The following is a 23,652-nucleotide window of genomic DNA, read 5'->3' as shown; positions in this document are numbered from 1 at the left end:
GGTAATTCTATGCAATCTTTAGGTCGTGTATTAACAGCTATGGTTACGCCATTTACGGCAGACGGTGCCGTGGATTTTGACGGAGCGGTAACGCTGGCAAAATATTTATTGGCAAACGGGTCTGACGGACTCATTGTTTGTGGTACAACCGGTGAAAGTCCAACCGTTGACAATGAAGATAAATTAAAACTGTTCGAGCTGATTGCCCGTGAATGTGGTCAACAGGGAACCATTGTAGCCAATACAGGTTCCAATAATACGGCACTCTCCGTGGAATTTACAAAACGCGCTGCTCAGACAGGCGTGCATGCGGTAATGGCCGTAGTTCCTTATTACAACAAACCTAACCAACGTGGCTTATTCCTTCATTTTAAAGCCATTGCGGAAGCAACTACATTGCCTATTATCGTGTATAATGTGCCCGGCCGTACCGGTGCAGGTATTACACCTGAAACAATTGCCCAGCTTAACGAAGCATGTCCTAATATTCGTGCCGTTAAAGAAGCGAGCGGCGATATTTCCGTAGCACAGCGCATTTACCATTTATTGCCTGAAGACTTTATGATCTACAGCGGTGACGATGCGTTAACATTGCCTATGGTAGCCATTGGCGGTTTAGGCGTTATCTCCGTAGCGGCCCATGTGGTAGGCAAAGAAATGAACGAAATGATTCAGGCCTATGAAGCAGGGGATGTGGAAAAAGCAAAAGCTATTAACGAACAGTTACAACCTGTATTTAAAGCTATGTTCGTAACTACAAATCCAATCCCTGTAAAATATGCAGTACGCAAAATGGGATTACCGGCAGGTCCATTCCATTTACCAATGTGTGAACCTACAGACAGCGAAGCAGCTGTAGTTGATGCAGCCATTGCACCGTATATTAAATAAGAACGTTACAATATTAGCTATAAAAATAAAAGCGAACACTTGTTTACTTAAGAGAAAATATCTCAGACAAACAAGTGTTCGCTTTTTGATTTTCGTGAAATTAAGATAATTTTAGTTTGTTCTATATAATAGAGTTTTAATATAAGAAAAGTTTTAACATAAAAAAGACTATCCAATAACTTTGGATAGCCTGGTTTTAATTAGTAGGTGTATGCAAGGGTAAAATATAGCGTAAGAATACGTTTAAATATGATCGCGAATAAGACCGATAACTTTGCCTTCGATGACGCAGTTCTTTGTGTAAATAGGTTCAAATTCGCTGTTTTCCGGCTGTAAACGAATGCGGTCCGGTTCACGATAGAAGCGTTTTACGGTTGCTTCGTCGTCGATAAGGGCTACTACAATATCACCATTGTTGGCCGTAGATTGATTGCGGACGATGAGTAAATCGCCTTCATACATGCCGATATCACGCATGGATTCGCCACGTACGCGCAACAAGAAGCACTCGGAGTTACCGATTAAAGAGAGCGGCAAAGGCACTACAGATTCCTGATTTTGAATGGCTGTAACAGGCAAGCCGGCCTGAACGGTACCGATAAGAGGTACATTGCGGAGCTTGGATTGCAGCATTTCAAAGGTTTCGGAGGACGTAACCTGTTTATCTTCTGAAACCGCCACAGAAGGAGCCAAACGTTCCTGCATACCCACAACAGTGATGGAACGGTTCTTGTTATTATCACGTGTAATATATCCGAAACGTTCTAATGTATTTAGATGGCTTTGCACAGTAGAAGTGGAGCTGAGGCCCATGTACGTGCAGATCTCGCGCACACTGGGACAGCGGTAATTCGTCTGTAAACACTCGGTGATGTAGTCTAATATACGTTTTTGTTTGGAATTTATATCGGTAGCCGGACGTCTCAAAATAAAACCCTCGCATTCATTGAAAACAAAAGAATATATAAAATCTAAGTTACTATAAAATCTGTTCTACGATAAGAATCTAAGTCACTTTATAAATCACTTTAATAATAAGCACTAAATAATCAATTATATTTTATACTATAGTATTATTATAAATCGAACATTTGAAAGTTGTCAAATAAATGTTCGAAAATACTATTGACCGAACATTTATTCGTGTGTTATAATTTCATTGTAAGAGAACATACATTCTAAATTAAATGTTCGATGTTAGTGAGTCGATGATAGCCGAATAAGAGTCAAGAAAAGACGAGTAAAGAGATGAGGCTATGTCAGTGAATAATATAGTGAGGCGAGTACTTATGAGAAAAGATTTGTTAATAGCGCTAAGCATGTGTTTCACCCTTTTAATTGGCTTTTTTATGACGAATACATCTGCGCAGCAGATTGATGTACATAATGTTAAAGTTGTTACTGTTAAAAGCGGTGACACTTTATGGGATATAGCGGCAGCGAATTCCAATAATACTGTTGATGTGCGTGAAGTGATTCATGCAATGAAAAGTTTAAACGGACTTGATGACTCCGTAGTGTTAACTCCGGGCAGTCAAATCAAGGTTCCAACAATTCAGAATCATGTAAATGCTAACGGCTATATGGCCAGAAATGATTAATCGAACATAATAACGAACAAAGTAATAATGCGTTATATATGTTATTAAACATATTAAACAGTACTATATGTTTACAGCGCTATATGTTTTGATTAAGAAAAATTAACTTGTTATATTCAGTACAGCCAAATGACGGATACTGTGTATATAGGACAATTGAATATGGTAAAAGGAATTCGCAAGCGGCTTGTGAATTCCTTTTTTATTTCCATATAAGGATCTATTCAAATTTCTATATAACAACTTATATAATAAAGTTGATATTCAAGATTGAAAATATCTGTACGGTCTTAATTAAGAATATCTCTGAAGTCTTGAATATATTATCTCTTAAAGATTGTATTGATCGCGTTATTTTCGAAGCGATTGGCTTCGTTAATGTAACGACGTACCATATTGACGCTATGATGGCGTGTTTGACGCATAATGTTACGTTCTTCAACGCCATAGGCTGCGGCCGTCGTGGCAAATCCGTGACGCAAACTGTGTGCGCCATACATGTTCGGATCCAATCCGATAAGGCTTACATATTTCTTAACAATTTCGGCAATGCTTTTATCGCTGATGGCAGTCTTGCGAAGGCTCATATTCTTCGTAAAACCTCTGAAAATTGGACCGGTTTTAATACCAGAATACCTGAGCCAGTCTTTGAGGGCCCTTACAGCGCAAAATTCAGCGTTTTCGATAAATGGGATGGCTACAACTTCACCTTGGCCTTCTTGGTCGGCTTTTGAACTGTCCAGGAAGATTTCTACGCCTTGTGGTGAGAATGTAAGGTTTTCCACCGTAATAGCGCTTAATTCGCTGCGGCGGAAGGCGCCCATAAAGCCCACGAGGAGAATGGCCTTATCCCGAAGTTTTAAAAGCTCCGGCATATCCAAGGTCTCCATTTCCTTAAAAATGTCTTCCAGGTCATCTAAGAGGATTGGAGTCTTGCCTTGTTGGTAAGTGCCTTTTAAACGGCGAATACCGCGAAGGGCGGATTTAACCAAGGAAGATTTACAAGGATTGTCGGCAAGGCCTGAAGCGTTAAAGTTTTCAGAAATGGCGCTAATGCGACGTGATATGGTATTAGCCTTGGCATTGTCAGCTAAATCGTTAATATAGTTAACGATGGTTTCCGGTGTGGCCGGGAAATAATCTGTCTTATGAGATTCACACCAATATACAAAATCGTACCAGTCAGACTCGTAAGCGTTGATTGTATTTTCCGATTTAGATAGGAGAATACTTTGTTTCGCTTTTTGGGAGAGTTTGGAGCTGGCCATGAGTATTTCGTTAGAACGTAGGTAGAAATGCTTATTTGAAGCCATTTTGACGTACCTCTCTTATTTTTTAATAAAAAATTACTTCCGATAATATATCGTTATCGGAAGTAATTTTATCACAGGTCCGAAAAAGTGTCAATTCCGGGCCCATATTAAGTTTTACCTATAATGTGTATAACCGTGTAATTTAGCCAGTAAGTTATACTACATTCAATCTACACCATCTAATTCTATGATACTAACTAATTCTATAATACTAATTAGTATGGGAACTTCTTAGATGCGCAGCGATCCAATAAGTATGCAATGCTTACAAATGGAATGCCGCCATTTTCGCCTAAACCGATTTCACAAGTTGAACTGGAACTTACGCCTAAGGTACAACCATAGGATTTAATTTCAGCAGCCAAGTCTTTTGTGGACGATTTATTCAATTCAGGTGTAAAGAAACCTTTTTGACCGGCAAAGCCGCAACATGCAAAGCTCTTAATGTTGAATACTTTATCAGTACATGCACGGGCTAAATCTTCAATGTATTGTTGTTTGCCTAATGTTTTAATCTTACATTGTTTATGTACGATAACTGATTCGTCGCATTTCGTAATTTCCAAGTTAGGTAAGATTGTATACAAGAATTCGGAAATATCAAGAATCTTCAAACCTTTAATGTGTTTGAATGCATGGTTGAAGCATGCGGAATGGTCGATTACAATCGGATATACCCCGCCTTCGCTGGCTTTTGTTAAGGCCGCTGTCAAGTCAGCCAATGCTTTTCTATCGATTTCTTCGTAGTTTTCGAAGCTCAAGCCACAGCAGAGATTTTCGATGTGATCAGGATAAATTACATTGTAACCTGCTTTATCACATAAGCTTTCGAATACTTGCTGCAAGCTGCGTGTATCGTTGTAACCTTGGTTCTGACGGAATGCACGGTTGGCACAAGTGCTGAAGTATACTACATTGCGTTGATATTCAGGATTACGTTTATTCTTCAACGTGTAAGTGTTAGCTTTAGGCATAGTTGATGGCACATATGGTGTTAAACCTGTAATCTTATGTGCATCGGCACTAATCTTGGATAATAAAGCTTTCGTAGCAATGGCACCGGCTGCACCACCCAATGTGGCACCTACTTTGGCCGCCTTAATTGTTGTACTGAAGTTATTGTACAATGCTTTAGCTAACGGACGACCCTTAGGATCGATTTTACGTAAGGAAATGGCGATTTGTGCTGTATCAATGCCAAGTGGACATAACTGAGAACACATGGAACATGCGGCACAAGTGTCAACACCGTAATATTCGTAGCCCTTCTTCAGGTCTTCCGCCATCGCTGTATTGCCTTCTTTTAAGAGGCGTTGTTCCTCACGAACTAAGGAAATACGTTGACGAGGTGTTAATGTCAAATTACGGCTTGGACAATGTTTTTCACAGAAACCGCATTCCATACACATATTGAACAATGGATCGATTTCGGTCATTGCCTTCAAGTTTTTCTTGTAAATGTCAGGATCATCAGTGATGATTACATCAGGGTTTAACAGTCCGGATGGATCAAAGATTTCTTTAATACGGCGGTTTACGGCATATGCTTTCTTACCCCATTCCAATTCGATGAATGGTGCCACCATGCGGCCTGTACCATGTTCCGCTTTAATGGAGCCTTCTACACCGGCTACACGTTCCGCCATTTCTTTTACGAGACCGGCGAAGTTATCCATTTCGCGTTGTTCGTTGAAGTTAGGTGTAATGATAAAGTGAACGTTACCACTTAAAGCATGACCGAAGATAATGCCGCTGTCTACGAAATCGTATTTATGGAATAATTCGGTGATCATTTCGATACCGTCGGTAAAATCGTCAATTTTGAAGCAAACGTCTTCCGTAATTACAGTTGTACCGGAACGGCGTAAGCCCGCAGCGATTGGCAATAAGCCCTTACGGATCATCCACCAGTGATTATATTCAGCTGCATCTTTGGAATATAAGCTTGGAATGGCTGTAGGAATATCTTTCAACTGCTCTTTAATGTATTCCAGGTTTTTATCCAAGGTTGCTTCATCAGCGCTTTCAGACTGGAATAAAATACAGCTGGTTCCTTCCGGAACGTCGCGTACGAAGCTTGGCACTTCCGGTAACTGCTGAACGCTCTTCAAGCTTAGATAGTCCATCATTTCCGCAGCTACAACTACTTCGCGGCTCATGCCTGCCAATGCCACAACGGCTCTGGAAGCGTCGCTCAATTTTTCGAAGAATAAGAGGCCGCAGCCTTTATGTTTTACATCATCTACGCAGTTGTAAGTTACTTCGCTTACGAAGCCCAAGGTACCTTCACTGCCGATAAAGATGTGGTTTAAAATGTCTACAATATCGTGGAAGTCTACTAAGGTGTTAATGCTGTAACCGGTTGTATTTTTAATCTTGTATTTACGGCGAATTAAATCAACCAGGTCGCTGTCTTCCATAATATGGCTACGCAAGCTCAATAAGTCTTCTACTAAGGCTTTATGAGTCTGTAAGAAGCTTTTTACGCTGGCTTCATTGCCTGTATCAAGTACAGTACCGTCAGCCAATACAACGCGCAGGGAACGAATTGTCTGGTACGAGTTTTGCGCAGTACCGCAGCACATACCGCTGGAGTTATTATTTAAAATACCACCAACTAATGCTGTAGCCAATGTAGCCGGATCAGGACCGATTTTCTTGCCATATTGAACCAATGCATCATTGGCATCAATGCCGATAACGCCGCAACCCAAACGAATGGCGTTGCCCCCTTCTAAAACAGTTACGTCTTTGAAGCCGTCATTGGCAACGATTAACACATCTTCACTGGATGCCTGACCGGATAAGGAACTGCCGGCCGCACGGAATGTAACCGGTGTACCGCAACGGTTAGCCAATAAAACGAGTTGAATAACTTCCGCTTCATTGTGTGCCTTCACCACTACTTTTGGCAAATAGCTGTAGCATGATGCATCAATGCCGTACGCATAGCGTAATAAATAATCGGTAAATACGCGATCAGGACAAATCTTCTTTGCTTCAATTACAAAGGTGTCATAGTCTTTTCTTAATACCATACCCATTAGTTTAGGACCTCCTACCTTACTGCTACTAGTCACTACATCACTTAGATGTTACCGCATGGTAAACTTATAATATATATTTAATTTAAGAATAACATACTATAGTTTTAAAGTAAATTAAATACATTACAATGTTACGTTTGATTTAAAAATCGGTATAAAACGGGTATACAAAGGTTTTACTATCACTGTAACGCATAAACAATAATTTTAAATTCTAGTATTTTACAATCAAAGTAATACAAGGTATAATTAGATGATATATTAAGGGTGAATAAAATACATGAATACTGAAAGCAATCGAAAAAGATACTAACACATTCGATAGATTAAAGATTCGACGAAAAAATAACGATTACAATTACTACGATTAGAACAATTATTACACTACGATAAAGGCAGGTGACTCCTAATGACTCATTCTATGGGAACACATTTACTTATAGATTTATATGCTTGTTTAGAAGATGCGGTAAGCTCCCCTGTTATGATTCAGGAAAGCGTAACCAATGCATTGGAAGCGGCTAATCAGCCGATTGATGAAATCAGTTGTCAGGTACTGGACGACGAAGTTATTTTGATTGCTGTAACCAATCGCTGTCATGTAATTGTCCATACCTATCCTGAAATGGGCTATGCCGCAGCCGATATTTATACCTTCGGCATTCCTTTGCAGGCAACTTTGATTATGCGTGTATTGAAGCAATCCTTCGGTGCGGAACGTGTAAAAGCCACTAGCGTTAACCGCGGTGATTTCGGCTCTCTTCGCGATATGAAACCTCGCAAGAAGACTTCCCTCTCCGCTATGGCCCGTGTAACTCGTACCCGCTTGCGCCTCAAAGAAACCGGTACAAAACTGAAATCTAAAGGCGCTAAAGTATTTAAAGTGATTGCCAAGAAAAACACACAACACCCGGAAGATATATAAAAAACACATACAAAATATATCAAAAAATTCAAAATTAAATATATCCAAAAATCAAAAACAAAAATATTACTAAAATAATACAAATGTTGCAAAACTTACAAAAAAGTAACAAATATTACAAAAACAATACAAAAAGACTGTGAAGCCACTGCTCCACAGTCTTTTTTATTTATTACTAACGTTCTTAAATTGTTTATAATAACTCACTATAAGTATTACCGTAAATGTCTTAATTAATACCTATATGTACTAAAGCAATATTATTAAATCTCTATTATAACAATGTATCAACAGCGATCTGAAGTACTACATCCGACGGATTGTCACATAAGTAGTTCGGCTCCGCCGCTTCCAGTTCTTCCAAGGTGCCATAGCCGTAAGTTACGCCGATAGCTTTGCAACCCAACTCTTTGGCTGCCCAAATATCGTATTTGCGGTCCCCTACCATGTACCAGCCTGTAATAGTTCGTTTTACGCGGCTTGAGGAAAGCTCACGCAATTCCTTAATGGTTTCGCGCAAAATGTCTTCCTTGTGTACTAAGTTTTTAGAAGCGTCCGCCCCTTTAATGACTTCAAAATATTGTGTTAATTTGAAGTGATCCAAGATTTCCCGTGCCAAATGCTCCGGTTTTGCCGTAGCTACAGCCACGTACGTATTGGTCTGACGCAATGTTACCAACATGGACTCAATGTCCGGGTACACTTCGTTTTCAAACTTGCCAATCGTTTCATAACGTTCTTTAAAATAGCCGTATGTTTCCTGTGCTTCTTCCAAGGTCATATGGCAATGCTCCTGTAAGGAGTCAAGCATAGGCGGCCCTAAGAACAGTTGTAACGTTGGATCATCGGGAATAGGAGCTCCCTTTTTATCCAATGCGTATTTAATGGATGTAATAATACCTGTTTGGGAATCGGTTAAGGTACCGTCAAGGTCAAAGATAATACAAATCATGGGCCTTTCCTTTCTTTTATGGACAATGAATTTTACTATTGTATGTTACCATTGTGTGTTACAATAATGATAAACAAATGGTCTATAATCATATTCCTACATTTGTTATTGTACCATAGAACAGCTATATTAAAAAAATACTAAGTAGTATGTTGAATGGGAGGTAATCCTATGGATTTTGAAGAACAAAAGGTGCCGGAAAGTATTTTGGACAAATATACAAAAGTATGTACTTGCCGCAGCATAAGCCGTAAGACAATTAAAGAAGCCATTAACGACGGCTGTGATACAATTCCTAAGATTCGTGAACGCACCGGTGCCGGTACAGGTTCCTGCGGCGGTAAAAACTGCGGTGTGCGCATCGTGAAGCTCTTACAGGACATGGGCAAATTGCCTAAACCGGGCGCTAAGAAAGAAGATTAAAAGCCTATCCGCAAAAATAAATATGAATGTATAAAAAAGGAGTTAACCCCAATATGGTATTGTGGTTAACTCCTTTTACTATACTACTTTTATGAACTAGCATTTAGTTTACTTCGTAGTTATAAAGCAGCGCTCAGTTTATTTTGCCGCTTCTTCTTTTTTCAAAGCTTCTTTCAATGTATGCCATGCTAATACAGCACATTTTACGCGGGCCGGCATGTTGGAAATATTCTTCAATGCAATAGCATCTTCCAATTCTTCCAACTCTTCATCGTCGGTTACTTCTTTCTTGATCATACCTAAGAACAAGTCTACCAGATGAAATGCTTCTTCCACTGATTTGCCTTTTACAATATCAATCATCATCGACGCGGATGCCTGACTGATGGCACAACCGGAGCCGGTGTAAGCCGCATCGGCTACTACTCCGTCTTTCACATCAAGTTGCAATGTCAAATCGTCGCCGCAGCTTGGATTGTGACCGTGTTCAGATGAAGTAAATACATCTAACAGGCGTTTGTTGCGTTTGTCCTGATTGTGCTCCAAAATTAATTCAGTATATAACTGATCCATTTCCATGGGAATAAACCTCCTACATTATGTTTCGTATTCTGTCGGTGTTTGTATTATTCCGGTAACCCCATAGTTGGACGTACTTTTTTAACAGCGTCTAAGAAAATATCCAAATCTTCTTTGCGTGTGTAAATGTACATGCTTAAACGGCTTGAGGCCGGTACATTGTAGTAAGCGCCTAAAGGCTGTGCACAATGATGACCGGAACGAATTGCTACGCCATAGCTGTCCAAGATGGTAGCTACGTCATGAGGATGTACGTCGTCGATAGTAAAGGCGATTACACCGTGTTTTTCAGCAGGATCTTCGGAACCTAATACATGTACGTGAGGAATTTCCAATAACTTAGGCAATACATAGCTTACCAATTCCTTTTCGTATGCATTGATGTTTTCCATGCCGAATTCTTCCAAGTATTCAATAGCAGCCTTCAATGTAACGGCACCGTGAGCATTTGGTGTACCTGCTTCGAATTTGTAAGGAACTTCATTGTATGTAGTAGTCTGTTCCTGTACGTATTCGATCATGTCGCCGCCCAATAAGAATGGAGGCATTTCTTCCAACAAATGACGTTTGCCGTACATTACGCCGATGCCCTGGGAGGCACACATTTTATGGCCGGAGAATACGAAGAAATCACAGTCAAGAGCCTGCACGTCAATCTTCTTGTGAGGCGCCGATTGTGCACCGTCAAGAATGGCGATAGCGCCAACTTTGTGAGCGCGGCTGATGAGTTCTTCCACAGGGAATTCCATACCTAAAACATTACTTACATGCGCGAAGGATACGATTTTAGTATTTTCATCAATCTTATCCATTTCGCCGTCTTTTAAATGACCGGATTCATCCAGGTACATGTATTCTAAAACGGCGCCGGTACGTTGAGCCACTACCTGCCATGTAACCAAGTTGGCATGATGCTCCGCAATGGTGATGACAATTTTGTCACCTTTCTTAAGATTGTTCATTGCATAGCTGTTGGCAATGAGGTTCAAACTTTCAGTCGTATTGCGGGTCAAAACGATTTCTTCGCGCTCTTTGGCGTTGATGAAACGTTGTACCGCATCGCGTGCTGTTTCGTACGCTTCGGATGCTTCCACAGCCAAGATGTGAGCACCGCGATGTGGGTTGCCGTTATGGTTCAGTAAATGTGTATTTAACGCGTTTACCACCTGCTCAGGAATTTGAGTGGTTGCACCGCTGTCCAAGTACACAATGCGATGGCCTTTATGTTCTCTCTTTAAGATTGGAAAATCTTTATATGCTTCAGTAATAGCTCTCATTATAGTATCCTCTCCGCCTATATTAAATCTTTTCTCGAACAGTCTTCAAGGCTGCTTCTTCTAATTCCTCACTGCCTAAACGGTCGATTAACGGGCGTAACATGGACTCTACAATCATATGCTTAGCTTCCGCTTCGCTGAAACCGCGGCTCATGATGTAGAATAATTTTGTTTTATCCAATTGTCCGGCGCTGGCCGCATGGTTACCTACTACATTGTCTTCTTTACAGAGCAATAATGGTAAGGATACGGATTTAACAGTAGGATCAAGTAATACGCATGTATCTTCTTCCGCCCCTTCGGAAGCCACGCTGCCGCGGATAAAGTCCAAGGTGCCGCGGAAGGATTTCTTTGATTCGCCGCCCAAGGCGCCGAGTACATGAATGTCACTTACTGTTTTACGGCCAATATGGGACATGAGCATGGAAATGTCAAATTTCTGCTTGTTGTCGCCCAAGTATGCCAAGTCATGAACGATATGAGCTTCATCACCGGATAAATCCTGTGTATAATGCAGGAAGCTTTCCTGGCCGCCCAATTCAACGTTCAAGTACTCTACTTTACTGTTTTCGCCAAGCTTAGTGTAGCGATGTTCGATTTGTTGAACACCTTCGCTGAGCATCTGCAGTTTTTTAATCACTACATTGGCGTTTGGAGCAGCATTCACTTCAGTCAATAAGTTGATGCCGCCTTCTTTGGCTTCGCCGGTAACTACGTAAAGTAATTCCAGGCTGCCTTCTGATGCTACCTGAATGGAAACGCGAGTTTTGTCGCCCACACTGGCACTGTTTGCATCAATATAAATAGCAACTTTTTCTTGGCCCTTGGCAGGAACCGTAATTGCCAGGCCTTTGGTGAACTGTTCCGCTACAGCTTTTAAGGATGTAGCTTCAGCACCTTCAAAGTTTGGATTCATTAAAGCAGTGTCTTTAATTTCAGACACAACCCCTTCTGCCGCATCTACGGCAATAGAGGCCGGCGCGTTACCGGAAGCAACAACGCCTTCAGTATGATTTACCTGCAACCAACGGAAGGTAGGTCTGGGTAATTCATTAAATAATACGTTACTCATCAGTACCTCCTATCCGATAGAACCTTCAAGTTCCAAGGTAATTAAATTATTCATTTCTACAGCATATTCCAATGGCAATTCTTTGGAAATCGGTTCAACGAAACCGCGAACCAACATAGCGCGCGCTTCTTCTTCGCTGATGCCGCGTGTCATGAGGTAGAAAATAGCTTCATCGGAAATACGACCGATTTTAGCTTCGTGACCTAAGTCCACATTATCGTTTTCAATGGAAATGGAAGGAATTGTATCGGATTGGGATTCCTGATCGAGCATCAAGGATTCACAGGATACAGTGGCTTTCGCATGCTCCGCATTTTTGCCGATATTCAATACGCCGCGGTAAATCGCTGCACCGCCGCTCTTGGAAATGGACTTGGAGTTGATGTTACTTGTTGTATGTGGTGCCACATGTACTACTTTAGCGCCTGTATCGAGGTACTGGCCTTCACCGGCAAATGTTACGCCTGTAAATTCGCAGTGAGCCCCTTCACCGGCTAAAATACTCATAGGATATAAGCAGGATACTTTAGAACCGAAGGATCCGCTTACCCATTCAATTGTACCGTTCTTGCCTACGCGGGAACGTTTTGTATTGAGGTTGTACATGTTTTTCGACCAGTTTTCAATGGTGGAATAACGAAGTGTGGCATTGTCTTTAACGAACAATTCTACGCAGCCTGCATGAAGGTTGGCCACGTTGTATTTAGGAGCGGAACAACCTTCGATGAAGTGAGCTTTCGCGCCTTCTTCAACGATAATCAAGGTATGTTCGAACTGTCCTGCACCAGGAGCATTGAGTCGGAAGTAAGACTGCAACGGAATGTCTACCTGTACGCCCTTCGGTACGTATACGAAGGAACCGCCGGACCATACAGCACCGTGAAGTGCGGCAAATTTGTGGTCAGTTGGTGGCACCAACGTCATGAAGTACTGACGAACGATGTCTTCGTGTTCATGAAGCGCAGTTTCGATATCTGTGTAGATAACGCCCTGTTTTACAAGGTCTTCCTGAATGCTGTGGTAAACAACTTCGGAGTCATACTGAGCGCCAACGCCGGCAAGGGATGTTTTTTCCGCTTCCGGAATACCGAGGCGGTCGAATGTGCTCTTAATATCTTCAGGAACTTCGTCCCAGTCGCCTTTCATATCTACTTTAGGCTTAACATAGGTTACGATATTCTCCATGTGGAGTCCGCTAATATCAGGAATCCAGTTTGGAATATCCAATTCGTTATATATTTTTAAGGATTTAAGACGGAAGTCTAACATCCATTCAGGTTCATTTTTATTGGACCAAATCTCACGAATAATGTCTTCTGTAAGACCGGCATCGGATTTGTAAGAATATTCGAAGTCATTCTTTATATCGTAGACGCCGCGATCCATCTCCTCTACATGAGTTTTCTTTCTAGTTTCCATTAACAAGCCTCCTAAACTAATGCTTTGTAAGCATCGTAGCCTTTGGATTCGATTTCAGCTACTAAGGATGCATCACCGGTTTTAACGATTTTGCCGTTGATAAGAACGTGAACAAAATCAGGTTTAAGTTTCTGTAAAATAGAATTGTGATGTGTAATGATCAATACGGCATTGTCCTTATTGTGGAAACGGTCTACCCCGTCGGAAACAATGCGCACTGCGTCAACGTCAAGACCGGAGTCTGTTTCGTCAAGCATAGCCAATTTAGGGTTTAAAATGGCCATCTGCAAAATTTCGTTCTTTTTGCGTTCCCCGCCGCTGAAGCCTTCGTTTACATAGCGTTGAGCGTAAGTCTGGTCGAAGGAAAGCTCATCCATTTTAGCTTTCAATTCTTTTTTGAATGCCAAGGCACGAACGTTTTCACCGGTTACAGTCGCTTTGGCTGTACGGATGAAGATTTCAACTGTAATGCCGGGAATGGAAATTGGGTTTTGGAAAGACATGAAAATGCCGGCTTTCGCACGATTGTTTACATCTTCTTCAGTAATATCTTCACCTTCAAATGTAATGGAACCTTCTGTTACTTCATACACAGGGTTGCCCATAATAGCGTTAGCCAGAGTGGATTTACCTGCCCCATTAGTACCCATTACTACATGGATTTCACCTTTATTGATCGTTAAGTCGATACCTTTCAGTATTTCTTTACCTTCTACGGATACGTGTAGATTTTCTACGCGAAGCAATTCTGCCACGATTCGGTCACTCCTTTATTGTTTAATTATGATATTTTGTCATAGATATTGAGTATATAGGTGTAAATACAAAAAAGCGATATTCCACCAAAGTGAAATACCGCTCATAAAAGCATTAAATTCATACCACTTTGGTAACCATCAAGACTTGTAACATTTATACCTAATAAACATTATACAGCCTTACACTGTGCTGTGCAAGTTAAATTCTACTAAAATACTATGAATTTAAAAATATTATTAAATTTTATATGAAACATTAAAAATGCTTGCAATTAGAATGTTTCATTGTTATAAATTTCCTAAATATTATAACATACACTCATGAAAAATAATAGTGTTTTATTATAAATTACTGAAATCCAATGTTGCAAATAAGTCATCTAAGGTTTCTGCACGACGAATCTGAGTTACGCTGCCATCTTCATTGAGTAACAATTCGGCAGATTTCAATTTGCCGTTGTAGTTGAAGCCCATAGCATGGCCGTGAGCTCCGGTGTCATGAATGACTAAAATATCTCCGTCCACAATCTCCGGTAGTTGGCGGTCAATGGCAAATTTATCGTTGTTTTCGCACAAGGAGCCGGTCACATCATATACATGATCCAGCGGTGCATATTCCTTCCCTACTACGGTAATATGATGATACGAACCATACAAAGCAGGACGCATTAAGTGCGTCATACAGGCATCGAGACCAATGTAATGTTTGTAAATGTCTTTGTGGTGAATGGCGGTCGTTACCAGGTAACCGTAAGGGCCTGTAACCATACGGCCGCATTCGAATACTAAGGATACATCTTTGAAGCCGTTGGCTATGAGTGTATTATTGTAGACTTCTTTAATACCGGCGCTGAGAGCTTCGTAATCAACCGGTGTGTCTTCCGGTCTGTAAGCTACACCTACACCGCCGCCAAGGTCGATAAAATCAATCATAACGCCTGTTTCTTCTTTTACGCGCACGGCCAAGTCGAACATGAGCTGTGCTGTGCCGATAAGACCTTCCAGATCCAACTCGTTGGACACTACCATGGTGTGCAGGCCGAAGCTGGTAATGCCGCGGTCTTTGCAGTAGTTTACCGCTTCAATAATCTGATCGCCGGTCATGCCGTATTTTGCGTCTTCCGGAATACCGATAATCGTATTGCCCCCTTCTTTCAAAGAGCCCGGATTGTAGCGGAATGCAAGACGTTCAGGTAATGGACGGCGTGCTTCAATATATTTAATATGTGTAATATCGTCAAGGTTGATGATGGCACCCAGTTCAAAAGCTTTGGCAAACTCCTCATATGGTGTGTCATTGGAGGTAAACATAATGTTATCGCCCAATATGCCCACTTTTTCGCAGAGCACGAGTTCCGCCATGGACGAGCAGTCGGCGCCTACCCCTTCATTTTGAAGAAGTCGCATAATGTATGGATTTGGAGTTGCTTTTACAGCAAAGTAATTCTTAAATCCCGGCACCCAGTCAAAAGCAGCAATAAATTTGCGAATATTCTCAACGATTCCCTTCGCATCGTACATGTGGAAAGGTGTTGGATACTGTGCAATAATTTCATGTAGTTGTTCATTGGATACGGGTAATGTTTTTTGATTCATGCGAATTCTCCTCCTTATAAATGTATGAGAGTGCCATGCTGCCTACAGTTATAGACAATACAGCGACTCTCATCAGTGTTTTTTCTCTGTCCATCATACGCTCCCTGCTCGCGCTTTGGCGCTTAAACAGCGTAAAATTTGTTCACGTATAATGTATACATGTTTATGTATGAACTAAATTATACTTAATTTTGATAGGTTCTGTCAATTCTATAGAATAAAGTTGTGAAGAAAATTTTCCCTATATACAAAAAAGGGCTGTAACCTTTCGGTTACAACCCTTTATATTCAGCTTAGTTCATCGGTACAAGTACCTATGAAGCACTGCGTATGGTTTTATGATTTATTACATCATGCCGCCCATACCGCCCATGCCACCCATTGGAGGCATAGCAGGAGCTGCTGCATTTTCTTCTACTTTATCAGCTACGATGCTTTCAGTAGTCAATACTAATGCTGCGATGGAAGCTGCGTTTTGAAGAGCGGAACGAGTTACTTTAGCTGGGTCTACGATACCGGCTTTTACCATGTCCACATATTCTTCAGTAAGAGCGTTGAAGCCTACGCCGCTTTCAGTGTTTTTAACGCGTTCTACAACAACGGAACCTTCAAGGCCTGCGTTGTAAGCGATCTGACGAAGAGGTTCTTCTACAGCACGTTTAACAAGGTTAATACCTGTCTGTACGTCCCCTTCTTCTTTCAAGTCTTCAAGAGCTGGAAGGATGTCGATCAAAGTAGTACCGCCGCCGGCTACGATGCCTTCTTCAACAGCTGCACGAGTAGCGTTCAATGCGTCTTCGATGCGAAGTTTTTTGTCTTTCAATTCAACTTCAGTAGCAGCACCTACTTCGATAACAGCTACACCGCCGGACAATTTAGCAAGGCGTTCTTGAAGTTTTTCTTTATCGAATTCGGAAGTAGTTTCTTCCAATTGACCTTTAATCTGGTTAACGCGTTGTTTAATAGCGTCTGCATTGCCTGCACCATCGATGATTACAGTTTCATCTTTAGTTACGCGTACTTGACGAGCTGTACCAAGATCTTCAAGTTCAACAGCGTCTAATTTGCGGCCCATATCTTCGGAGATAACAGCACCGCCGGTTAAGATGGCAATATCTTCAAGCATAGCTTTACGACGGTCACCGAAGCCAGGAGCTTTAACAGCTACAGCTTTGAAAGTACCGCGCAATTTGTTAACTACTAATGTAGCCAATGCTTCGCCGTCAAGATCTTCAGCAATGATGAGAAGTTCTTTACCTTGTTTTACCACTTTTTCAAGAGTTGGAAGCATGTCGGCAATAGCGCTGATTTTGCGGTCAGTGATCAAGATGTAAGGATCGTTCATTACGGCTTCCATCTTATCAGGGTCAGTTACCATGTAAGGGGAAATGTAGCCGCGGTCGAACTGCATACCTTCTACAACGGAAAGATCTGTTTGAAGACCTTTGGATTCTTCTACAGTGATAACGCCGTCGTTACCAACTTTTTCCATAGCTTCAGCAATTAAGCCGCCGATTTCCTGGTCGCCTGCGGAAACGGAAGCAACTTGAGCAATATCAGCTTTGCCGTTAACTTTAATGGATTTCTTTTTGATTTCGTCCACTAATTTAGCAACAGCAAGTTCAATACCTTTTTTCAAAATCATTGGGTTTGCACCGGCTGCTACGTTGCGCATACCTTCTTGAATCATAGCTTGAGCAAGAACGGTAGCAGTTGTAGTACCGTCACCGGCTACGTCGTTAGTTTTAGTTGCTACTTCTTTAACGAGCTGAGCGCCCATGTTTTCGAATGGATCAGCCAATTCGATGTCGCGAGCGATGGTTACACCGTCGTTAGTAATTGTTGGAGCACCGAATTTTTTATCTAATACAACATTGCGGCCTTTAGGTCCCAATGTTACTTTAACTGCGTTTGCCAATGCATCTACACCACGGCCAAGGGCACGGCGTGCTTCTTCATTGAAAAGAATTTCTTTTGCCATAATATATTACCTCCTGTATATAGCGTCTGCCGCCATATCACGTATTATATAAAATCAGTAAACTTTATTTCCGGTTGATTAAATATTTCAGACCATCGGAACTGCTTCAGCGTGTTCGGGATGATCTCGTTTCATCAATTAGAGAATTGCTAAAATATCGCGTTCGCTGATTACGAGGTGATCTACACCATCGATTTTAACTTCTGTACCGGCATATTTGGAGAACATTACTTTATCACCAACAGCTACTTCAGGAGCTATGCGCTGACCATTGTCATAAACTTTACCGGCACCTACTGCTACTACTTCACCTTCGGAAGGTTTTTCTTTAGCAGTTTCCGGTAAAAAGATACCGCTTTTCGTTTTTTCTTCTTTTTCAAGGACACGAATTATGACACGGTCGCCTAAAGGTTTCATCATTGTTAATCTCTCCTTTGAACTAATTATTTCAGTTTCTTATAGGTTACATTATTAGCACTCACTATGGTCAAGTGCTAACTACAATTATTATTATAGCGGATAAAAAATAAAATGCAAGTACTATTTTTGATTTTTTGACTTTTTAGCAGCCTCGATAACACGCTCACAAGTTTCACTCATAGTAAGGCGTTTATCCATGCTGTAACGGCGCAAACGGCCGTAGGCTTCGTCCTCACTGATTGTGTATAACTTACAGAGAATACCTGTGGCCCGTGCAATTAATTTGCGCTCTTTTAGACTTTCTTCCAGGTCGGTAATATTCTTTTTTAACGCTTCGTCTTCCATAAAACGATGGTAGGCCATTTCCAACGCCGGGATAAGCTGCTCTTCCCGTACCGGTTTAATTAAATACCCGTAAACGCCGGACTGCCCCGCTTTTTTCACCAGGTCGGCCTGGCTGTAGGCTGTTAAAAGTACAACCGGACATGGATGATTGTGACGAATTTGACGAGCCGCTTCAATGCCGTCCAATTCGGGCATTTTAACGTCCATAAGAATCAATTCCGGTGAGAGCTCTTTAGTTAAACGCAATGCGTCCACACCATTGCGGCCTTCCCCAATTACTTCGTAGCCGGCCGCTTCCAATTGATCTCGTAAATCCATGCGAATGAGTGACTCATCATCAACAATCAAGACTTTCATACAGCCCATCCTCTCTCTTAAATCTTTGTCGTGCTTTCACATCTCATATGATACCGGCACTCCATATGGTCTTTAAAACATTTTGACTTTTATGCCAATTCTTTTCAATACTCATGGATTTATTATTCTGCTTCTTTTCAATACATATGGCTTAATTATTCCGCATCACTGAAGGTAATGGTGACAGCCGCCCCATGTGATTCCGCAGTTCCACAATGGATGGAGCCGTTCAATTCATTCTCTACCAGATTCTTTATAATCTGCAACCCTAATCGGGATGTTTTCACAATATCGAAATCTGAAGGAAAACCTACGCCCGAGTCAGATAAAACTAAGGTGATTTCACCATTCGTTTTCGTTACCTTCATTTTGATGCGGAAGCGTCGATTCAAAGCATCCGCCTTTATCTGTTTGTCATCCATAAGGTCCCACTCGTTATGAGACTGAACGGAATGCGTCGTAGCGCCGCTATTTTCCTCACTTAGGAAGTTAAAACCATGTTCCATGCTGTTGCTGATAAGCTCATTTAAAATGAGTGACACATAGCCTGCACGATGCGAAGACAGTTCCACATCGGGACCGTCATAGGAAAAGAAGACCGTTTTGTCAGACGGCACCATGGCGCGCCGCAACAGGCGGAACAGCTCTTCCCCGATTGTGCGCAAATTAATATAATCCTCGTCATAGTGAGAAATCAATTCGTGAACCAGCGCCATACTTTCGATGCGGCTGACCCCTTCCCGAAGAGCTTTTTTCACTTCTTCATTATCGGAACGGCGACTCTCCATACGCAATAGGCCCGCCACGACCTGCAGATTATTCTTTACGCGGTGATGAATCTCCTTAATAACGGAGTTCTTAACGAGTAAAGCCTGCTCCTGACGTCGATATTCAGTGCGGTCTTTTAACAGTAAAAAGCTTCGTTTGCTTCGATGGCCTGTGCTTACAGGGATTATCGTCTGTTCTACAATAATATTGCCGTAAATCTCTTCCGATACGGCACCGCGATGATTGCGAAGCGCTTCCTTTACCCAGCTCATTTTCAAAGAACCACCGTAGATGGATGTGCCTAATAGACGGCGGTCAAAGCCGAGCAGGTCAACCAGTCTGGCCGCCGGTTCATTGGCATAGAGAATAATGCCCGCTTCGTCGAAAATAATGACTCCGTCTTTATAGGATAAAGGCTTGTACAATTCCAGCTGTGTCTGCGCCGGCACGAGCATGCTCAAGTAGGTCGTTTCCCCTAATACATCAGATAAAGCTGTATTGCGATGCTCATCCTGCTGCATAAAACCTGTATGAACTACGGCAATACCGCCGATACATTTGCCCCCGTTGTCCTTAATCGGAAATGCCATGAGTCGGTCCAGATTGCCGTGAGACCGTTCCATGAAGCCCTTTACGGCGTGGCCTGTATTGAATACTTCATTCCAAAGTGCCAATTCGTAGGCGCTCACATTTTCCAAGCTATAGGCCTGGGAACCGTCTTCCATAATCACCAATTCCTTGCGAGGTACAGGCGTATCACCGGCCTGACTGAACTTATAGCCTGTCTTATCGTCCGTCTGCAAGCGTTTCTTGTGGGAACGCCGGCTGAGCGGTGTCCAGTGTAAAATGGTGCCGTCCTTGTGCAAGGTGTATAAAAAGACAGACTGCTGCGGCAAGGAGTTGGCAAACGGCAGCAATTTAGTAATATGAATCAACAATTGCTGTTGCACCGGATTTAGATTTGTTTTCGTCTCTAACATTTGAGCAATATTCATACCATACTCCTAGCCGAACATTATGTAACATATCTTATTGGAAAATTGCTTAACGCATCTTACTGCAAAAAGGTTTAACGTATCTTTCTGCGAATTGAGAACTGCGAAAATAGTTAGCGTATCTTATGATAAAACTTATTTTACATCTCTTACTGTAGCCTGCACGCCCAGCGGAATGGACGGCTTTGCATTGAGATACAGGTCGGTGAATTTGCCGGCTTTCGCCATGTAGTACGCGCGGCAACCAATCATGGCCGCATTATCTGTGGCCAAAATATTGCTCGGTTCGTAGAAGGTAAATCCTTCCTCTTCACACATAGCTTTTAAAGCGGCCTGCAAATGTTTATTGGCGGAAACGCCGCCGGCTAAAGTAATCTTCGTTTGACCGGACGCATGCGCCGCTTCTTTCGTCTTATGAACCAGCACATCAATGATGGATTGCTGGAAAGACGCCGCTACATCAGGTTCGTTGATTTCATTGCCTTTTTGGCGTTCATTGTTGATATAGTTAAGAACGGCCGATTTCAAACCGCTGAAGCTGAATTCGAAGTTGCCCTTCTCCTGTAATGCTTTTGGAAATTCGATAGCATGAGGATCTCCAGTGGTGCCTACTTTTTCGATTTGAGGACCGCCGGGATAGGGATAGCCTAATACGCGGGCGATTTTATCGAAGGCTTCACCGGCCGCATCATCACGGGTTTGCCCTAATACTTCGTAGGTTTCGTAATCCTTTACGACTACCAGCATGGTGTGACCGCCGGATACTACGAGGCTCAGGAATGGAGGTTCCAATTCCGGATGAATGAGGAAGTTGGCAAATATATGACCTTCCATGTGATGTACGCCGATAAGCGGTTTGTCCGTTGCAAAGGCAAGACCTTTGGCGGCGGCAACGCCTACCAGGAGCGAACCTACTAAGCCGGGACCGTAAGTTACGCCAATATGATCTATATCCGCTAAGGTTAAATTGGCATCTGTAAGTGCCTGATCTACGATGGGAATCACCTGTTCAATATGGTGGCGCGATGCAATTTCAGGCACCACACCGCCGAACTTTTGGTGAATCGGCACTTGGCTGGATATAACATTTGATAAAACCTGACGGCCATCTTGTAATACAGCGGCGGATGTTTCATCGCAGCTGCTTTCAATGGCCAAGGTATATATATGTTCCATTAAAAAACTCCTATTCTTTATGGTATATTTCATCTTTAGTGCAGGACATAATATATGCGTCTTCTACGGGTTCCGTGTAATAATTCTTGCGAATGCCTTTTACGGTAAAACCCAGACGGCGATACATGGCCAAAGCGCCCAAATTGGACAGGCGCACTTCCAGGAAGATTTCATTCATAGACGCCTCGAATAAGAGTCTCATGAGCTTGCGCGTAATCATGGCTCCGATTCCTTGGCGCCGTGCTTCAGGAATGACTGCAATATTCGTGATTTGACCTTCATCCAGTACGAGCCACGCACCTGCATAGGCAACAATTTGCCCCTCTTCTTCCGCCACCAAGTAGAGTCGCTGTTCCTGCATATCCTCATCCAGTTCCGCTTCAATGGCGGACAAGGACCAAGGTATGGAAAAGCAGGCCTGCTCCACTTCAAAAATGGCTTCCGCATCATCCGGTGTGGCGCGCCGTAGAATTAACATATTTTATCTCCTTCGCAAGGCATCAGTTTTTAATCTGTGATGCCACTTCTGTAACAATAACTGTCGGTTCTTTCACATCTGCCGCTGCGGCCTCTGACGGATGGCGTTGATCCCATAACACTTCCGCTTCAGAGCGGCGCATGTAGTATGGAACGAGGCGGTCATTTTCATCAACGCCCGCTTCCAGTTTAGGCAGGGCTTCCAATACAATCGAAGACGCTCTTGGCAGAATCAAGGTAGGCGGAGCGACTGTAATATTTTGATAGGTCTCCTCTATGGAGTCTTTAATTTTTACAATGCCGTCACCGGCCACAATTACAGGGACACCTAGGGCGTTCAAATCTTCTAATGCCGCTTCCCGCGGTTTTACTTCCGGATCGGACAGGGCAACCAATTGGCCTTCCTTCCAGGAATAACGGGCTTCATAGACCTGTTTTTTCTGTGCGTCGATCATGATGGATACGACGCCTTGTACATTGTAAAAATTGCGTGCCATAGCATCCATGGTCATAACGCCCACCAAAGGGATTCGGAGTGCATAGGCTAATGCCTTGGCCGTGCCCATGCCGATGCGAAGGCCTGTGAAAGAGCCCGGGCCAATGCTTACAGCGACGCCTTTTAAATCAGCCTTTGTCACATTACTCTGTTTTAATAATAAATCTATGTTGGGAACCAACTGCTCCGAATGGGTTAATCCGGCCTGTACAGTCAGTTCATTATAAATACCTTGTTCATTCAATAAGGCAACGCTTGATGCGGCGCTGCTGGTCTCAATTCCTAAATACATAGGATCCTCCTATGGCTTCCAATTCATCGGTACCTAATTCGGTCGTTTCAAATACGATTTGGCGAGATGAATCATCTGTTTTTTCAATTCTAATCCACATAACTTCCAATGGCAGTGCATCGGGAAATTTATCGGCCCACTCAACAATACTCAATGTATCTTCTGTAAATTCCGCAAAGCCGATATTATCCAATTCCGCTTCCACATCCAGACGATATACGTCGAAATGATAGAGTATGCCATAAGCCGTATTATATGTATTCATAAGGGCAAAGGTAGGGCTCGTCACTTCTTCTCTCACGCCAAAGCCTCTGGCAATACCTTGAGACATATGCGTCTTGCCCGTTCCTAAATCGCCCACCAAAGCCATACATAAAGGTTTTCTGTAAGTTTTTAGAAATTCGCCTAACTGTCGGCCCAACTGCATAGTGTCTTCCACTGAGTCTGTATGACAAGTAATGGTCTGTTTTGTTTGATAGCTCATAGGGCCTC

22 protein-coding genes are annotated in these 23,652 nt (G+C 42.4%); 4 read left to right on the top strand and 18 right to left on the bottom strand.

What is annotated here, in order from left to right:
- Positions 1–9: 9 nt before the first annotated feature.
- Positions 10–891 carry a 4-hydroxy-tetrahydrodipicolinate synthase gene (dapA, locus tag KHZ77_RS01085; protein WP_295194806.1) on the top strand — a complete coding sequence of 294 codons (882 nt, stop codon included), beginning with the start codon at positions 10–12 and terminating at the stop codon, positions 889–891.
- Between the two features lie 243 nt (positions 892–1,134).
- On the opposite strand, the gene lexA is transcribed toward dapA, so the two are convergent.
- Entirely contained in the window at positions 1,135–1,818 is a 684-nt protein-coding gene (lexA, locus tag KHZ77_RS01080) for a transcriptional repressor LexA (protein WP_295194804.1), read from the bottom strand.
- Between the two features lie 422 nt (positions 1,819–2,240).
- On the opposite strand from lexA, the gene KHZ77_RS01075 reads away from it, so the two are divergent.
- Positions 2,241–2,492 carry a LysM domain-containing protein gene (locus KHZ77_RS01075; RefSeq protein ID WP_295194802.1) on the top strand — a complete coding sequence of 84 codons (252 nt, stop codon included), beginning with the start codon at positions 2,241–2,243 and terminating at the stop codon, positions 2,490–2,492.
- A 323-nt stretch (positions 2,493–2,815) separates the two neighbouring features.
- Here the strand turns inward: KHZ77_RS01075 and KHZ77_RS01070 are convergent, their stop codons facing one another.
- Entirely contained in the window at positions 2,816–3,805 is a 990-nt protein-coding gene (locus tag KHZ77_RS01070; protein WP_295194800.1) for a site-specific integrase, read from the bottom strand.
- A 215-nt stretch (positions 3,806–4,020) separates the two neighbouring features.
- Positions 4,021–6,849: an FAD-binding and (Fe-S)-binding domain-containing protein gene (locus KHZ77_RS01065; protein ID WP_295194798.1), complete on the bottom strand. Its 2,829-nt coding sequence runs from the start codon at positions 6,847–6,849 to the stop codon at positions 4,021–4,023.
- Positions 6,850–7,273: 424 nt separating this feature from the next.
- Between KHZ77_RS01065 and KHZ77_RS01060 the strand changes: the two genes are divergently transcribed.
- The gene (locus tag KHZ77_RS01060; RefSeq protein ID WP_295194796.1) at positions 7,274–7,777 is read left to right on the top strand and encodes an S-adenosylmethionine decarboxylase family protein; all 504 of its coding nucleotides are present in this window, start codon (positions 7,274–7,276) and stop codon (positions 7,775–7,777) included.
- A gap of 274 nt (positions 7,778–8,051) precedes the next feature.
- On the opposite strand, the gene KHZ77_RS01055 is transcribed toward KHZ77_RS01060, so the two are convergent.
- Positions 8,052–8,729: an HAD hydrolase-like protein gene (locus KHZ77_RS01055; protein WP_295194795.1), complete on the bottom strand. Its 678-nt coding sequence runs from the start codon at positions 8,727–8,729 to the stop codon at positions 8,052–8,054.
- A gap of 171 nt (positions 8,730–8,900) precedes the next feature.
- Between KHZ77_RS01055 and KHZ77_RS01050 the strand changes: the two genes are divergently transcribed.
- Positions 8,901–9,152 carry a (2Fe-2S)-binding protein gene (locus KHZ77_RS01050; RefSeq protein WP_295194794.1) on the top strand — a complete coding sequence of 84 codons (252 nt, stop codon included), beginning with the start codon at positions 8,901–8,903 and terminating at the stop codon, positions 9,150–9,152.
- Between the two features lie 138 nt (positions 9,153–9,290).
- Here the strand turns inward: KHZ77_RS01050 and sufU are convergent, their stop codons facing one another.
- From sufU to tsaE, 14 genes are all read right to left on the bottom strand, one after another.
- Complete coding sequence (gene sufU / locus KHZ77_RS01045; RefSeq protein WP_295194793.1) at positions 9,291–9,731, bottom strand: Fe-S cluster assembly sulfur transfer protein SufU; 441 nt, start codon at positions 9,729–9,731, stop codon at positions 9,291–9,293.
- Positions 9,732–9,778: 47 nt separating this feature from the next.
- Positions 9,779–11,008, bottom strand: a complete 1,230-nt coding sequence (locus KHZ77_RS01040; protein ID WP_295194791.1) for a SufS family cysteine desulfurase — start codon at positions 11,006–11,008, stop codon at positions 9,779–9,781.
- A gap of 22 nt (positions 11,009–11,030) precedes the next feature.
- On the bottom strand, positions 11,031–12,080 hold the full coding sequence (locus KHZ77_RS01035; RefSeq protein WP_295194789.1) for a SufD family Fe-S cluster assembly protein: 1,050 nt from the start codon (positions 12,078–12,080) through the stop codon (positions 11,031–11,033).
- Between the two features lie 9 nt (positions 12,081–12,089).
- Complete coding sequence (gene sufB, locus KHZ77_RS01030; RefSeq protein WP_295194787.1) at positions 12,090–13,499, bottom strand: Fe-S cluster assembly protein SufB; 1,410 nt, start codon at positions 13,497–13,499, stop codon at positions 12,090–12,092.
- Between the two features lie 11 nt (positions 13,500–13,510).
- A complete protein-coding gene (gene sufC / locus KHZ77_RS01025) occupies positions 13,511–14,254 on the bottom strand; it encodes a Fe-S cluster assembly ATPase SufC (RefSeq protein WP_295194785.1) in 744 nt (247 codons plus the stop codon).
- Between the two features lie 345 nt (positions 14,255–14,599).
- Entirely contained in the window at positions 14,600–15,853 is a 1,254-nt protein-coding gene (locus KHZ77_RS01020) for a diaminopimelate decarboxylase (protein ID WP_295194783.1), read from the bottom strand.
- A 346-nt stretch (positions 15,854–16,199) separates the two neighbouring features.
- Positions 16,200–17,834 (bottom strand): chaperonin GroEL, encoded by a 1,635-nt coding sequence (gene groL / locus KHZ77_RS01015; protein WP_295194781.1) that lies wholly within the window; start codon positions 17,832–17,834, stop codon positions 16,200–16,202.
- Positions 17,835–17,972: 138 nt separating this feature from the next.
- A complete protein-coding gene (gene groES, locus KHZ77_RS01010) occupies positions 17,973–18,254 on the bottom strand; it encodes a co-chaperone GroES (protein ID WP_295194779.1) in 282 nt (93 codons plus the stop codon).
- Positions 18,255–18,374: 120 nt separating this feature from the next.
- The gene (locus tag KHZ77_RS01005; protein ID WP_295194777.1) at positions 18,375–18,956 is read right to left on the bottom strand and encodes an ANTAR domain-containing response regulator; all 582 of its coding nucleotides are present in this window, start codon (positions 18,954–18,956) and stop codon (positions 18,375–18,377) included.
- 155 nt (positions 18,957–19,111) lie between these two features.
- Positions 19,112–20,719, bottom strand: a complete 1,608-nt coding sequence (locus KHZ77_RS01000) for a histidine kinase dimerization/phosphoacceptor domain -containing protein (protein ID WP_295194775.1) — start codon at positions 20,717–20,719, stop codon at positions 19,112–19,114.
- A gap of 135 nt (positions 20,720–20,854) precedes the next feature.
- Positions 20,855–21,895: a tRNA (adenosine(37)-N6)-threonylcarbamoyltransferase complex transferase subunit TsaD gene (gene tsaD / locus KHZ77_RS00995; RefSeq protein WP_295194773.1), complete on the bottom strand. Its 1,041-nt coding sequence runs from the start codon at positions 21,893–21,895 to the stop codon at positions 20,855–20,857.
- A 10-nt stretch (positions 21,896–21,905) separates the two neighbouring features.
- Positions 21,906–22,373, bottom strand: coding sequence for a ribosomal protein S18-alanine N-acetyltransferase (rimI, locus tag KHZ77_RS00990; protein ID WP_295194771.1), 468 nt, complete (start codon positions 22,371–22,373; stop codon positions 21,906–21,908).
- 22 nt (positions 22,374–22,395) lie between these two features.
- Positions 22,396–23,160: a tRNA (adenosine(37)-N6)-threonylcarbamoyltransferase complex dimerization subunit type 1 TsaB gene (tsaB, locus tag KHZ77_RS00985; protein ID WP_295194768.1), complete on the bottom strand. Its 765-nt coding sequence runs from the start codon at positions 23,158–23,160 to the stop codon at positions 22,396–22,398.
- Complete coding sequence (gene tsaE / locus KHZ77_RS00980; RefSeq protein ID WP_295194766.1) at positions 23,144–23,644, bottom strand: tRNA (adenosine(37)-N6)-threonylcarbamoyltransferase complex ATPase subunit type 1 TsaE; 501 nt, start codon at positions 23,642–23,644, stop codon at positions 23,144–23,146. Before tsaE ends, tsaB begins: the two co-directional genes overlap by 17 nt.
- Between the last annotated feature and the right edge of the window lie 8 nt (positions 23,645–23,652).

This window comes from Veillonella sp. (assembly GCF_018364065.1).
Lineage (GTDB): Bacteria > Bacillota > Negativicutes > Veillonellales > Veillonellaceae > Veillonella_A.
Note: the sequence above shows the minus strand (reverse complement) of the source record. Positions and strands in the feature narration are given on the sequence as shown.

Coding starts and splice junctions, on each gene's coding strand:
- dapA (WP_295194806.1), top strand. CDS start 10: ATGCAATCTTTAGGTCGTGTATTAACAGCTATGGTTACGCCATTTACG.
- KHZ77_RS01075 (WP_295194802.1), top strand. CDS start 2,241: ATGACGAATACATCTGCGCAGCAGATTGATGTACATAATGTTAAAGTT.
- KHZ77_RS01070 (WP_295194800.1), bottom strand. CDS start 3,805: ATGGCTTCAAATAAGCATTTCTACCTACGTTCTAACGAAATACTCATG.
- KHZ77_RS01065 (WP_295194798.1), bottom strand. CDS start 6,849: ATGGGTATGGTATTAAGAAAAGACTATGACACCTTTGTAATTGAAGCA.
- KHZ77_RS01060 (WP_295194796.1), top strand. CDS start 7,274: ATGGGAACACATTTACTTATAGATTTATATGCTTGTTTAGAAGATGCG.
- KHZ77_RS01055 (WP_295194795.1), bottom strand. CDS start 8,729: ATGATTTGTATTATCTTTGACCTTGACGGTACCTTAACCGATTCCCAA.
- KHZ77_RS01050 (WP_295194794.1), top strand. CDS start 8,901: ATGGATTTTGAAGAACAAAAGGTGCCGGAAAGTATTTTGGACAAATAT.
- sufU (WP_295194793.1), bottom strand. CDS start 9,731: ATGGAAATGGATCAGTTATATACTGAATTAATTTTGGAGCACAATCAG.
- KHZ77_RS01040 (WP_295194791.1), bottom strand. CDS start 11,008: ATGAGAGCTATTACTGAAGCATATAAAGATTTTCCAATCTTAAAGAGA.
- KHZ77_RS01035 (WP_295194789.1), bottom strand. CDS start 12,080: ATGAGTAACGTATTATTTAATGAATTACCCAGACCTACCTTCCGTTGG.
- sufB (WP_295194787.1), bottom strand. CDS start 13,499: ATGGAAACTAGAAAGAAAACTCATGTAGAGGAGATGGATCGCGGCGTC.
- KHZ77_RS01020 (WP_295194783.1), bottom strand. CDS start 15,853: ATGAATCAAAAAACATTACCCGTATCCAATGAACAACTACATGAAATT.
- groL (WP_295194781.1), bottom strand. CDS start 17,834: ATGGCAAAAGAAATTCTTTTCAATGAAGAAGCACGCCGTGCCCTTGGC.
- groES (WP_295194779.1), bottom strand. CDS start 18,254: ATGATGAAACCTTTAGGCGACCGTGTCATAATTCGTGTCCTTGAAAAA.
- KHZ77_RS01005 (WP_295194777.1), bottom strand. CDS start 18,956: ATGAAAGTCTTGATTGTTGATGATGAGTCACTCATTCGCATGGATTTA.
- KHZ77_RS01000 (WP_295194775.1), bottom strand. CDS start 20,719: ATGAATATTGCTCAAATGTTAGAGACGAAAACAAATCTAAATCCGGTG.
- tsaD (WP_295194773.1), bottom strand. CDS start 21,895: ATGGAACATATATATACCTTGGCCATTGAAAGCAGCTGCGATGAAACA.
- rimI (WP_295194771.1), bottom strand. CDS start 22,373: ATGTTAATTCTACGGCGCGCCACACCGGATGATGCGGAAGCCATTTTT.
- tsaB (WP_295194768.1), bottom strand. CDS start 23,160: ATGTATTTAGGAATTGAGACCAGCAGCGCCGCATCAAGCGTTGCCTTA.
- tsaE (WP_295194766.1), bottom strand. CDS start 23,644: ATGAGCTATCAAACAAAACAGACCATTACTTGTCATACAGACTCAGTG.